12 protein-coding genes are annotated in these 12,853 nt (G+C 65.6%); 6 read left to right on the plus strand and 6 right to left on the minus strand.

From position 1 onward, the window contains the following. Positions 1-51 precede the first annotated feature (51 nt). From FCE95_RS04670 to prmB, 4 genes are all read right to left on the minus strand, one after another. Positions 52-1,068, minus strand: coding sequence for an aspartate-semialdehyde dehydrogenase (locus FCE95_RS04670; protein ID WP_137265796.1), 1,017 nt, complete (start codon positions 1,066-1,068; stop codon positions 52-54). A gap of 139 nt (positions 1,069-1,207) precedes the next feature. Next, positions 1,208-2,212, minus strand: coding sequence for a 2-hydroxyacid dehydrogenase (locus FCE95_RS04675; protein WP_137265797.1), 1,005 nt, complete (start codon positions 2,210-2,212; stop codon positions 1,208-1,210). 134 nt (positions 2,213-2,346) lie between these two features. After that, the gene (aroC, locus tag FCE95_RS04680; RefSeq protein ID WP_137265798.1) at positions 2,347-3,432 is read right to left on the minus strand and encodes a chorismate synthase; all 1,086 of its coding nucleotides are present in this window, start codon (positions 3,430-3,432) and stop codon (positions 2,347-2,349) included. A gap of 238 nt (positions 3,433-3,670) precedes the next feature. Continuing rightward, entirely contained in the window at positions 3,671-4,621 is a 951-nt protein-coding gene (gene prmB / locus FCE95_RS04685; protein WP_137265799.1) for a 50S ribosomal protein L3 N(5)-glutamine methyltransferase, read from the minus strand. Between the two features lie 80 nt (positions 4,622-4,701). Here prmB and FCE95_RS04690 point away from each other — a divergent pair, with 80 nt between their 5' ends. The 3 genes from FCE95_RS04690 to FCE95_RS04700 all read left to right on the plus strand — a co-directional run bounded on the left by FCE95_RS04690 (position 4,702) and on the right by FCE95_RS04700 (position 7,926). After that, a complete protein-coding gene (locus FCE95_RS04690; protein WP_137266450.1) occupies positions 4,702-5,346 on the plus strand; it encodes an SCO family protein in 645 nt (214 codons plus the stop codon). Between the two features lie 2 nt (positions 5,347-5,348). Next, the gene (asd, locus tag FCE95_RS04695) at positions 5,349-6,206 is read left to right on the plus strand and encodes an archaetidylserine decarboxylase (RefSeq protein ID WP_137265800.1); all 858 of its coding nucleotides are present in this window, start codon (positions 5,349-5,351) and stop codon (positions 6,204-6,206) included. Between the two features lie 130 nt (positions 6,207-6,336). Beyond that, the gene (locus FCE95_RS04700; RefSeq protein WP_137265801.1) at positions 6,337-7,926 is read left to right on the plus strand and encodes an N-acetylmuramoyl-L-alanine amidase; all 1,590 of its coding nucleotides are present in this window, start codon (positions 6,337-6,339) and stop codon (positions 7,924-7,926) included. A gap of 45 nt (positions 7,927-7,971) precedes the next feature. On the opposite strand, the gene FCE95_RS04705 is transcribed toward FCE95_RS04700, so the two are convergent. Continuing rightward, entirely contained in the window at positions 7,972-9,531 is a 1,560-nt protein-coding gene (locus FCE95_RS04705) for a transglycosylase SLT domain-containing protein (RefSeq protein ID WP_137265802.1), read from the minus strand. A gap of 275 nt (positions 9,532-9,806) precedes the next feature. On the opposite strand from FCE95_RS04705, the gene FCE95_RS04710 reads away from it, so the two are divergent. From FCE95_RS04710 to greB, 3 genes are read left to right on the plus strand one after another with little or no spacing between them, the layout of a single operon-like run. Beyond that, the gene (locus FCE95_RS04710; protein WP_137265803.1) at positions 9,807-11,321 is read left to right on the plus strand and encodes a helicase HerA-like domain-containing protein; all 1,515 of its coding nucleotides are present in this window, start codon (positions 9,807-9,809) and stop codon (positions 11,319-11,321) included. A 37-nt stretch (positions 11,322-11,358) separates the two neighbouring features. Beyond that, on the plus strand, positions 11,359-11,856 hold the full coding sequence (locus FCE95_RS04715; protein WP_137265804.1) for a copper resistance protein NlpE: 498 nt from the start codon (positions 11,359-11,361) through the stop codon (positions 11,854-11,856). Positions 11,857-11,858: 2 nt separating this feature from the next. Next, complete coding sequence (gene greB / locus FCE95_RS04720; RefSeq protein ID WP_137265805.1) at positions 11,859-12,374, plus strand: transcription elongation factor GreB; 516 nt, start codon at positions 11,859-11,861, stop codon at positions 12,372-12,374. Here the strand turns inward: greB and FCE95_RS04725 are convergent. After that, positions 12,350-12,793, minus strand: a complete 444-nt coding sequence (locus FCE95_RS04725) for a low affinity iron permease family protein (protein ID WP_137265806.1) — start codon at positions 12,791-12,793, stop codon at positions 12,350-12,352. The genes greB and FCE95_RS04725 overlap by 25 nt on opposite strands. Between the last annotated feature and the right edge of the window lie 60 nt (positions 12,794-12,853).

Consider the following 12,853-nt stretch of genomic DNA (forward strand, 5'->3'; position numbering starts at 1 on the left):
GCCCGCCCCTCGGCTTCCTGGCCTAAGCCATCGCCGCCACTATAGACGCGGTCAACGCTCCGCCACCACCAGCTCGGCGATCTGGACCGCGTTCAGCGCGGCGCCTTTGCGGATGTTGTCGGACACGATCCACAGGTTCAGCCCGCGCGGATGCGACAAGTCGTCGCGGATCCGGCCGACGTAGACCGCGTCCTTGCCCGAGGCGTGCGTCACCGGCGTGGGATAGCCGCCGGGCTTGCGCTCGTCGACCACTTCCACGCCCGGCGCGGTCTTCAACAACTCGCGCGCTTCTTCGGGCGTGATCTTGACCTTGGTTTCGACGTTCACCGCTTCGGAATGGCCGAAGAACACCGGCACCCGCACCGCGGTCGGATTCACCTGGATGCTGTCGTCGCCCAGGATCTTGCGCGTCTCCCAGATCAGCTTCATCTCTTCCTTGGTGAAGCCGTTGTCCATGAACTCGTCGATGTGCGGGATCAGGTTGAACGCGATCTGCACCTGGAAACGTTCCGGCTCGGCTTGCTGGAAGTTGAGCAGCGCGCCGGTCTGGCGGCCGAGTTCCTCCAGTCCCGAGCGGCCTGCGCCGGACACCGACTGGTAGGTTGCCACGTTGATCCGCTCGATGCCGACCTTGCGGTGGATCGGGCCGAGCGCGACCAGCATCTGCATGGTCGAACAGTTCGGATTGGCGATGATGCCGCGCGGCCGGTTCGCGACCTGATCCGGATTGACCTCGCTGACCACCAGCGGCACGTCGGCGTCGTAGCGGAACGCGGAACTGTTGTCGATCACCACTGCGCCGGCGGCGGCGAATTTGGGCGCGTATTCCTTGGAGATGGAGCCGCCGGCCGAGAACAGGGCGATGTCGACGCCGGTGGGGTCGAAGGTCGCCAGATCCTGCACCACCACGTCGCGGCCGCCGAATTTCACTTCCTCGCCCGCCGAACGCTCGCTCGCCAGCGCGACCAATTCGCCGACCGGGAATTTGCGTTCGGCCAGGATCGACAGCATCACCTCGCCGACCGCGCCCGTCGCGCCGACCACCGCTACCTTGTACTGCTTGCTCATCTGTCTTCTCTAGGGGTTGCTCTTGCTTTCTCCCCCTTTGAAAAAGGGGGACACAGGGGGATTTGCTTTTGATCTTGCCTTGAAGGAAACCGCGAAAAGCAAATCCCCCCAATCCTCCTTTTTCAAAGGGGGAGAACAGCTAAAGCGGTTTCGCCGCAGGCACCGGATTCCGCGGTTTACCCGCCTCCGGGCCGAAACCCAGCGCCGCGATCAGATTATCCACCGCCAGCGCCACCATCGCACGCCGCGTGGCCAGGCTGCCGCTGGCGATGTGCGGCGTCAGCACCACGTTGCTCAAAGCCAGCAAACGCGGATCGACCCTCGGCTCGCCTTCGAACACATCCAACCCCGCCGCCGCCAAGCGTCCGCCGGCGAGCGCATCGGCCAAGGCGGCTTCGTCGATCAGCCCGCCGCGGGCGATGTTGGTGAGCGTGGCGGTGGGTTTCATGCGGGCCAGCGTCGCGGCATCGACGAGGTGATGGCTCTGCGCGGAATACGGCAATACCAGCACGACATGGTCGGATTGCGCAAATAACTTTTCGTAATCGACGTAGCTCGCCCGGCACTCGCGCTCGACCGCCTCCGGCAAGCGATGGCGGTTGTGGTACAGCACGCGCATGCCGAAGCCGGCGGCGCGTTTGGCGATGCCCTGCCCGATCCGCCCCATGCCCAGGATGCCGAGCGTGGCGCCGTGGATGTCGGCGCCGAGCAGGCTCTTGAACGCCCAGCCTTGCCACTGGCCGTCGCGCAGCCAGCGTTCGGCTTCGGTGATGCGGCGCGCGGCGGCCATCATCAGCGCGAAGCCGAAGTCGGCGGTGGTCTCGGTCAATACGTCGGGCGTGTTGGTCACGACGATGCCCCGGGCCTGCAGCGCCGCGATGTCGAGGTTGTTGTAGCCGACGCCGACGTTGGCGATCGCGCGCAAACGCGGGGCCTGCGCGACTTCCGCCGCGCCGATGGGATCGTTGAGCGTGACCAGGGCGCCGTCGGCCTCGCGCAGCGCTTCGGCGATGCGCGACGGCGCGTGATCGGCGACTTCGCGGGCCGCGTCGACTTCGAAATAGGGTTCCAGCCGGGTGATGATGTCGTCGAACAGCGGCTGCGAGACCCAGACGCGGGGTCGCGATTCGATGTTCGTGCTCATATCGGCATCTGCTTTTCTTCAGTTAAGGCTTTTTTAGACACGGATCAGATCGGACTAAAGCGGATAAAAGCATTTTTATTGAAAGGCTTTATCCGCCTCGATCCGATCTGATCTGTGTCTAAAGCTTTTAAGGCTCACCCCGGAATCCGCGGCGAAACGTCGCCGACGTCGCCGCATTGGGCGCGATGGCGCAGCGCCTGGTCCATCAGCACCAGCGCCAGCATGGCCTCGCAGATCGGCGTGGCGCGGATGCCGACGCAGGGATCGTGGCGGCCGGTGGTGACGACTTCGACTTCGTTGCCGTGCACGTCCAGGCTGCGCGCCGGCAAGCGCAGGCTCGAAGTCGGCTTGAACGCCACCGACACGACGACCGGCTGGCCGCTGCTGATGCCGCCGAGGATGCCGCCGGCGTGGTTGGACAAAAAACCGTCGCGGGCGGCTTCGTCGCGATGTTCGCTGCCCTTCTGCGCGACCGACGCGAAGCCGTCGCCGATTTCCACGCCTTTGACCGCATTGATCGACATCATCGCCGCGGCGATCTCGCCGTCGAGCTTGCCGTAGATCGGCTCGCCCCAGCCCGGCGGCACGCCGTCGGCGACCACGGTGACGAGCGCGCCGACCGAATCGCCGGATTTGCGCAGCGCGTCCATGTAGCTTTCCAGCTCATCGATTTGCGCGGCGTCCGGCCAGAAGAACGGATTGGCTTCGACCGCGTTCCAGTCGAACGACTTCGGAATGATGCCGCCGATTTGCGCGAGATGGCCGCGCACGCTCACGCCGTATTTTTCGACCAGCCATTTCTTGGCGATCACGGCCGCGGCGACCCGCATCGTGGTTTCGCGCGCCGAGGAACGCCCGCCGCCGCGCGGGTCGCGGATGCCGTACTTCTGCCAATAGGTGTAGTCGGCGTGCCCCGGGCGGAACTGCTCGACGATCTTGTCGTAATCCTTGCTGCGCGCGTCGGTATTGCGGATCAGCAGAGCGATCGGGGTGCCGGTGGTCTTGCCTTCGTATACGCCGCTGAGGATTTCGACCTCGTCGGCTTCGCGCCGCGCCGAGGTGTGGCGGGTCTTGCCCGTGGCGCGGCGCGCCAGGTCGTGGGCGAAGTCTTCCGCGGCGATGGCGATGCCCGGCGGGCAGCCGTCGATCACGCAGCCGATCGCCGGCCCGTGCGACTCGCCGAAGGTGGTGACGCGGAATAGTTGACCGAAAGTATTCACGCCGACCGCCTTTGCGGTTCCCCCCTTTGAAAAAGGGGGGCAGGGGGGGCGAGCGCGTCCGTTTGCGAACCGAAGGTTTGCGGACGCGTGAGCGCCCTCGCGCGAGCGAGGGCCGGGAATCGTGCAACGATTTGCTTTTGCCTTTGTTGCTTGAAGTAGAGCAACGTCAAGAGCAAAAGCAAATCCCCCCTGCCCCCCTTTTTCAAAGGGGGAAACAGCATGTTCGCGGCGATCTGAGTCAAAACAGGTTTCCTGTCGCAGCGGCGGCCTTCGGCTCGCGCGCATCCGCGAGCTGGCGGATGCGCGCGTGATGCGCGACCAGGTCGTGGCGCTCGACCACGAAGATCCCCATCTGCCCTACTTTGAATTCGACCCAGGCCAGCGGCAGCTCCGGCAGCAGCTTGACCAGCGCTTGCTCGGCCTCGCCGACTTCGCAGATCAGCAAACCGTCTTCGGTCAGATGCAACGGCGCGTCGCGCAGGATGCGCAGCGCCAGGTCCAGACCGTCGTCGCCGGCGCGCAGGCCCAAATCGGGCTCGTGCGCATACTCTTGCGGCAGCGCGTCGGTTTCGTCGTTGGTGACGTACGGCGGGTTGGTGACGATCAGGTCGTAATGTTCGCCCTGCAAATTAGAGAACAAATCGGATTTCAGCAGCCGCAGATTCTTCACCAACAGCCGCTTTTCGTTCTCGCGCGCCAGCGATAGGGCCTCGTCGCTCAGATCGATGCCGTCGACGTGCCAATCGGGGTTGTAGTGCGCCATCGCGATGGCGATGCAGCCCGAACCGGTGCACAGGTCCAGCGCGCGGCGCACTTCGCGGCCGCCCAGCCAGGGTTCGAAACCGGCTTCGACTAACTCGGCGATCGGCGAACGCGGCACCAGCGCGCGCGGGTCCGACTTGAACGACAGGCCGGCGAACCAGGCCTCGCCGGTCAGGTAGGCGGCCGGGATGCGCTCCTCGATCCGGCGCAGGAACAGCGCCAGCACCTCTTCCTTCTCGGCCTCGGTGATCCGCGCCTGGCCATAGACCGGAGACAGGTCGTGCGGCAGGTGCAGCGCGTGCAGCGTCAGCTGGGTGGCCTCGTCCAAGGCGTTGTCGTAGCTGTGGCCATAGGTCAGCCCGGCCGCGTTGAAGCGGCTGGCGCCGTAGCGGATCAGGTCGATGATGGTCTGCAGTTCGATGGCCACGAGGTCCGGCGCGCGCTTAGGATCGGGAATTATAGCGGCCGCCCGGTATCATGACGCGGTTACGACTGCCGGTACGCCGTATGTTCAACCGCACCACGCTCATCGTCCTGATCGCCGCGCTCGCCGCCGGGCTCGGCTTGTGGGCCGCGCGCGGCCATTTCGGCCCCGCCGGGGAAAAGCGCCCGGAGCTGCAGACCGTGCGCTTGTTCGACCATCCGCGCGAGCTGCCCGCCTTCGCGCTGCGCCAGTCGGACGGCACCCAGCTGATTACGGGCGAATTGAAGGGCCATTGGACCCTGGTCTTCCTCGGCTTCACCCACTGCCCCGACGTCTGCCCGACCACGCTGGCCGAACTCGCCCAGGCGCAGAAGCGCTGGGAGCCGCTGCCCGATGCGCGCCGGCCGCGGGTGCTGTTCGTTTCGGTCGATCCGGAGCGCGACACGCCGATGAAGATCGGCGGCTACGCGCACGCGTTCCATCGCGACACGTTGGCGGCCACCGCCGACCTGCCGGCGCTGGAATCCTTCGCCAAATCGCTATCGCTGGTGTTCATGAAGGTGCCGGCGCCGGAAGGCGTTCCTGCAGATCAATACACAGTGGACCATTCGGCGGCGATCGCGGTGCTCGATCCGCACGGCCGCATGGCCGGCGTGATCCAGCCGCCGTTGCAGCCGAAGGCGATCGCGGAAGACATGGCCGCTTTGACGCAGGCTTCGTCCAAATAAGTATGGATTTCGTCACCGCCCTCACCTACGTCCTGCCGCACCGGCTGCTGTCCTCGCTGGCGCGCTCGCTCGCCTATTCGAACAACGGCGCCGTCAGCCGCTGGCTGATCGACACGGTTACCCGCAAGTTCGGCGTCGATTTGAACGAAGCGGCCAATCCCGATCCGCGCTCGTACGGAACCTTCAATGCGTTCTTCACCCGCGCGCTGAAGTCCGGCGCGCGCGTGCCCGATCCCGACCCGAACGCGTTGCTGATGCCGGCCGACGGCCGCATCAGCCAATGCGGCGCCATCGAAAACGGCCGTATTTTCCAGGCCAAAGGCCAGTCCTTCACCGCGGCCGAACTGCTCGGCGACGCGCAAGCGGCCGAACCGTTCGCGAACGGCGTATTCGCCACCGTCTACTTGTCGCCGAAGGACTACCACCGCGTGCACATGCCCTGGACCGGGACGCTGCGCGAAACCGTGCACGTGCCCGGCCGCCTGTTCAGCGTGGGCCCGGCGGCGGTGCGCCACGTGCCGCGCCTGTTCGCGCGCAACGAGCGGCTGGCTTGCTTGTTCGACACCGATTTCGGGCCGATGGCGATGGTGATGGTCGGCGCGCTGCTCGTTTCCGGCGTCGAAACGGTGTGGGGCGGCGTCGAAATTCCGCGTTACGGCGATCGGATCGCGAAGAAGGACTATCGCGGCCGCGGAATTACGTTGCAACGCTTCGCCGAGATGGCGCGATTCAATTACGGATCGACCGTGATCGTGTTGTTGCCGCCGGGCGTGGCGGCATTGGCCTCGTCGCTGCAGGCGGAGACGGCGGTCCGTTTGGGCGAACGCTTGGCGACGCTGCGCGCAACGCCAGCACCATAAACGGACTTGCGCATTGCGCGAATTGTGACGGCGTTGCGATGACCTAGGGCCGACACCAGCTGTCGCCGCGCCCGGGCCGCCTCTAGCTTGTTCTCGGGGATCCGTTCCTTTCGACCGCAGGGAGCGTCCGATGCCCATTCCACACCGTTTGCTACTGGCCGCCGGCCTGGCCGCCATTCTCTTCGCGCCTGCGCTGTGCGCCGCCATCGGCACCAAGCGCGCTCCTCTCACCCCGGATGCCGAACGTGCGCTGGCCGAGCGTCCGCTCGCGGCCGCGCGCGTCCGCTATCCCGAGTATTTCGCGCGCGCTTACGCCCGCTATCCGGATTTGCCGCGCGGCGTGCTAGAAGCGCTCGCGTATTCCGAAACCGGCTGGCGGAATGTGGAACCCAGCGCTTCGAACGGCGACCACGAGCGCCACATGCCCCCGGCCTACGGCGTGATGGGCCTTTACCACGGCGAAGGCTTCGCCGACCAAGTGGCGGAAGGCGCCAAACTGCTCGGCCTGTCGCCGACGCTGGTCATGCGCGACCCCGAAACCAACATCTTGGCCGCCGCCGCGTTGTTGGATCGCGCATCTAAAACCAATAAGGCGCGCGGCGAACCCTACGCCCGCGCCGAAGATCCGAGCACGATGGGCGCGGTGCTCGCGCGCTACGCCGGCTACGGCGACGGCACGGGCGAGATCCGGACGTACGCGCGGCAAAGTTTCGCCTACGCGGTGCTTTCGACGCTGGATCGCGGCGTGGACGCGAACGGCGTGAAGATCCCCAGACGCGCCGTCGGCATGGAACGCGCCTTCACTCCGACCCAACTCGCAAAATTGCGCGCCCCCTTGTTGAACGTCGATGCCGTCCGGGACGAAGTTCGCATACCGGGCGCCGCCCCGAGCGCGACGCTCGCCGTCGATTTCGGCGAAGCGCTGTGGGTGCCCGCCTACTCCGGCAACTACAGCACCGCCGCCAACGCCATGACGGCGGTCATCATGCACACCATGGAAGGCTCGTACGCGGGCTCGATCGCCTGGTTCCAGAACCCCAACGCCGTAGTCTCCGCGCACTATCTGATCCGCAAATCGGACGGCCAGATCACCCAGATGGTGCGCGAGTACCACACCGCTTACCACGCCAAGTACCACAACAACTACACCATCGGCATCGAACACGACGGTTACGCGTCCGATCCGGGCAATTGGTCCGCCGCTATGGTCAACGCTTCGGCGCGGTTGACGGCCAGCATCTGCGCGCGGCGCGGCGTGAATTGCGCATCCGCCTGGCAAGGCCCGGGCTACGACTATTGGTACGTGGTGCCGGACAGCGTACGGGTGAAGGGCCACGGCATGCTCACCCAAAACAGCAACCGCTACGATCCAGGCAAATATTTCCCGTGGGCGTCGTACTACAACCTGATCAACGGCGGCTCCAACCCCAATCCGCCCAACCCAAGCATCAAGTATTGGGTCGACACGTTCGCGAACGCGACGGGCTACAAGTGGCCTTCGACGCTCACCCCGGTCGGCACGCTCTACCAGGGCACGAATTACGTGTACTGCAAGGCCTGGGGCGAACGCGTGGGCAACGCCACCAGCTACAACCACTACTGGCTGAAGACGGATCTGGATGTCGGACCGGCCGGCGCATGGGTGTCGGCCTACTACCTGAGCCGATGGGGCAACGACGAAGCGCGCGACAATAACGGCGCCGTCATACCCAATTGCTGATCGCCGACGGCGGGCGGGCGCACTGCGCTCGCCCGCTTCGAGCGGCTACTGGCAGCCTTCCAGCTTCAAACGCTGCCCGGCCTTCAGCGCATACCGCGGCGCCTTCAAGCCGTTCGCCTTGGCCAGCGATTTGGTGTCGCACTGGTACTTCTGCGCGATCGACACCAGCGTTTCGCTCTTGGCGACCTTGTGCGTACCGGGCTTCTTCTTCGGCTTGATCGCGACCGGATCGGTCGGCGCAGCAGCGCCGGTGAGCGGCGCGGGGACGACCCCGTCCGAAGGCGGCAGCGTCTGCATCGGTCCAGTACGCACGATGGCCGAATTCGGATCGCTCAGCACCAGCTGCTTGGCCAGCGCCGCGCGCGGGCCCTGTGCGCAATGGCGGTTGTACAGGCCGACGATTTGCGTCGTCGCATTGAGGCTCGCGCCTGCCGGCAGATAGCTTTCCGGCTGGTAGCGCGGGTTGAGGTTGCGCAGCGCGCGCATGAAGCCGTCGCGGGTGCCGCCGTTGCCCAGGCAGATGGTCAGTTCGTAGATCGAGGTCGGCTGCGACAGGCGCAGCGGCGCCGGCTTCGATTCCACTTTCGGGAAAGTGATGCCGTATTTCTTCGGATGCAGGAACAGCCACGCCGCGGCGATCACCATCGGCACGTAATCGCGGGTTTCGGCCGGGAACTGGTTGTACACCGACGCATCCCAGAAACCGCGCCCTTCGCTGCCGTTATAGATACGCAGCGCGCGGCCTTCGCCGCCGTTATAGGCGGCCAACGCCATTTCGATGCTGCGGTTCAACTCGCCCATGCGCTCGTTGAGATAAGCGGCGCTGGCTTCGGCGACCGCATGCGGGTCGTAGCGCGTATCGAAGCCGGTGCCGTCCTGGCCCAGGCCGAAGCGCAGGCCGGTGGCGTACATGAATTGCATCGGCCCGGCGGCGCCGGCGCGCGAAGTGACATGGACCTTGCCGTTGGATTCCTTGGCCATGATCCCGAACAGCAGCGCTTCCGGCAGACCGGCGCGTTCGTACGACGGCCACATCTGCTGGCGCATGTACTGGTAGTTCTCGTAGCTGTCCATCAGCGGGCCGCGCAGATCGGTCAGCCAGCGCCGGATGCCGGCCTGCACGGCCGGGTTGTACTGCACCATCTGATCGAAGCGATGGCGCTTGTCGTCGAGCAGGCTCGCGGCTTTAGCGGCTTCGGGCACGTCGGCGGCGATGCCGACGTCCCCGGCATGATCGGGATCGGGCTCGTTGGGATCCTCGTCTTCGTCCGCGGCCGGGCCTTGCGCGTCGGCATTGGATTTCAGCAGGCGCTTGTAGACCGCCATCAAGTCGGTCGTCTGGCAGCCTTTCTGCTTGCCGCAGGCGTCGACCACGTCCTCCATGTCCTCCAGCGCGGCATTGCTTTCGGACACGCCGGTCTGATCGTTGTTTCCGATCTTGACCAAGGCGTCGCGATAGCGTTTCTCCGCCGCGGCCATGCGCGCGTTGAGCGCGGCGACGGCCTCGCGCTTGGAGGCGGCCGATGCGTCGGGAACGATGAAGATCAGCGCCAGCGCGGCGGCGATCGGAAAGGAACGGTAGGAAACCAGGGCAAAGGAAGGCATGGACTGCAAATGAGGCAAGGTTTTGGAAGGGTAGCCGCTGAAGCGGATCGCGGGCAACCGACGCCCCGCTGTTTCCCCCTTTGAAAAAGGGGGACTAAGGGGGATTTGCTTTTGCTCTTGTTTTCGAGCGCACAGCCAAAAACTGCAAAAGCAAATCCCCCTTGATCCCCCTTTTTCAAAGGGGGAGAAACAGCCGGGGCGGTTTCGTGCTCCACGCATTGCCGTAAGGACGCAGCAACCAATTAGAATCGGCCCACGCCCCGCAAGGACCCGCCATGGACCCGATTCTCGTAGGCAAAGCCGTCACCACTCCGGACAGCGGGCAGGTCTTCCTGCAGCCTAAATACGGCAATCGCCACGGATTGGTGGCCGGTGCCACCGGCACCGGCAAGACGGTCACGCTGATGACGCTGGCCGAGGGTTTCTCGCGCCTGGGCGTGCCGGTGTTCCTGGCCGATGTGAAGGGCGACGTGGCCGGTCTGGCCGTCGCCGGCGAGCTGAACGAGAAATTGCAGGCGCGGATCGGCGAAATCGGCATGACAGGCTATGCGCCGCAGGCCAATCCGGTCGTGTTCTGGGACCTGTTCGGCAAACTCGGCCATCCGGTGCGGACCACGGTCAGCGAAATGGGCCCGACCCTGCTCGCGCGCATCCTGGAACTGAACGACACCCAAAGCGGCGTGCTCGACATCGTCTTCAAGCTCGCCGACGACCGCGGCCTGCTGCTGCTCGACCTGGAAGACCTGCGCGCCCTGCTCGGCCTGGTCGCCGACGAGCGCAAGGACATCTCCACCTCGTACGGCTTGGTCAGCGCGCAGTCGATCGGCGCGATCCAGCGCTCGCTGCTGCGCCTGGAACAGGAAGGCGGCGACCAGTTCTTCGGCGAACCGGCGCTGGAACTGGCCGACCTGATGCGCACGAACACCGACGGACGCGGCGTGGTCAACATCCTGGCCGCCGACCAGCTGATCCTGAAACCGCGACTGTATTCGAGCTTTTTGTTGTGGCTGCTGTCGGAATTGTTCGAGAACCTGCCCGAAGTCGGGGATCTGGACAAGCCCAAGCTGGTGTTCGTGTTCGACGAGGCGCATCTGCTGTTCGACGACTCGCCGCCGGCGCTGCAGCAGCGCGTCGAACAGGTCGTGCGCTTGATCCGTTCGAAAGGCGTGGGCGTCTACTTCTGCTCGCAGTTCCCCGATGACGTGCCCGACAACATCCTCGGCCAGCTCGGCAACCGCGTGCAGCATGCGCTGCGCGCGTTCACGCCGCGCGACCAGAAGGCGGTGCGCACCGCGGCAGAAACCTTCGTGCCGAATCCGAAACTGGATGTCGCCCAAACCATCTCCAAGCTCGGCACCGGCGAAGCGCTGGTGTCGACGCTGCAGGACAAGGGCGTGCCGATGCCGGTCGAACGCACCCTGATCGCGCCGCCGCGCTGCCGGATGGGCGCCATCACCGAAGCCGAACGCGCGCAGGTGCGCGCCGGCAGCCCGGTCGGGCAGAAATACGACCAGCGCGTGAACCGCGAATCGGCGGCGGAAACCTTGGCCAAGAAAGTCGAGACCGCTTCCGCGCAGGCCAAGGCGCCGCCCGCGCGCACGCGCGAGCAAGACGAAGCGGAAGAAGGCGGTTTCGGCCAGGCGGTGAAGGACGCGGTGTTCGGCACCAAACGCCGCCAAGGCATGGTCGAAACGATGGCCAAGCAGACCGCGCGCACCGTCGGCAGCCAGATCGGCCGTCAGATCCTGCGCGGCGTACTGGGCGGCATCTTCGGCGGCGGTCGCCGCTGAGCTCCGCATTCGTTCCTTCCCCCGAGGAAAACATCGCATGAAGCGCACATCGTTCGCAGCCGCCATCGTGGCCTTGTCCGTATTGGGCTTGTCCGCCTGCAAGAAAGAACCCGCCGTCGAACCGGCATCGCCCGCCGCAGCGCCCACCGCAACGGCGCCCGCCGCCGATCCCGCGCTCGCGGCCGCGGCGAATCCGGTCGTCGATTTCGACATGCGCGCCTTCGCCGGCGAATTCGCCGGCACCCTGCCCTGCGCGGATTGCGCCGGCATCGACACCAAAATTTCGCTGGCGGGCGACGGCACCTATGCTTCGGCCGAAACCTACCGAGGCAAATCGGCCGAGCCGGTGAAGAGCGACGGCACTTGGACCGCCGAAGACAACGGCCATCGCTTGCGTCTGGACCCCAATAGCAAGAGCGAGCAGGACCGCCTGTTCGAAGTCGTCGGCCGGAACGACATCCGGCTAATGGACAAGGACGGCAATCCCCTCCAAGGCGCGCAGAACTCCGGCCTCAAGCGCGTCGCCGCGCCATAGCCGTGGGCCGTTGGCGGCCGCCCGCGGAGAAGAGCACCGCGCTGATCACCCGCGAGGGGCACGCCCGGCTCAAAGCCGAGCTGGACGAGCTGTGGCGGATCAAGCGTCCGGAAGTGGTCAAAGCCCTCGCCGCCGCCGCGGCCGAGGGCGATCGTTCCGAGAACGCGGAATACACCTATCGCAAGAAGCAATTGGGCGAGATCGACCGCCGCGTGCGCTATCTCTCCAAACGCTTGGAGCAATTGCGCGTGGTCGATGCCGCGCCTACCGATCCCGAGGCGGTGTTCTTCGGCGCTTGGGTCGAATTGGAGAACGCGGCGACGGGCGAGCTGCAGCGTTACCGGATCGTCGGCCCCGACGAGACCGACGCCAAGCGCGGCTTCATCAGCATCGACTCGCCGCTGGCGCGGGCGATGCTGAAGAAGCGCGTCGACGACGAATTCGAAGCGTCGCTCCCTAGCGGCACGACGCGTTTCGCGATCGTCGAGGTGCGTTACGGGGCCGGCTTCGGCCTCTGATCGGCGTCCACTTCGGGCGTGCCGGAATCGTCTTCGTCCTCAGGCCCGCAGTTGCGCGCCTTTTCGGCCAAGGCTTCGTAGCGATCCTGGAATTCCTGCAGTTCCTTCTCCTCCAGTTCTTCCAGGTCCAGCAACGCGTTGTGCGCGCCTTGGGTGGCGCGGATCAGCTCGTCCAGCTTGATCTGCAGGGCCTGGGTGTCGCGGTTCTGGGTGTTCTGGATCAGGAACACCATCAGGAAGGTGACGATGGTGGTGCCGGTGTTGATCACCAGTTGCCAGGTGTCGCTGAACTTGAAGATCGGACCGCTGACGATCCAGACCAGCACCACCGCGACCGCCAAGCCGAAACACAGCGGCCGGCCGGTGAAGCGCGACGCCGCCTTCGCCATGCGGGTGAACCCGCTGTTCTTGTTCGTCATGACACCACCTCTTCCGACATTCTCCGCATTGTGCGGAGAGCGTGCGAAAGCGGCGTCACG

Source organism: Luteimonas gilva (assembly GCF_005239095.1).
Classification (GTDB): Bacteria; Pseudomonadota; Gammaproteobacteria; order Xanthomonadales; family Xanthomonadaceae; genus Luteimonas_C; species Luteimonas_C gilva.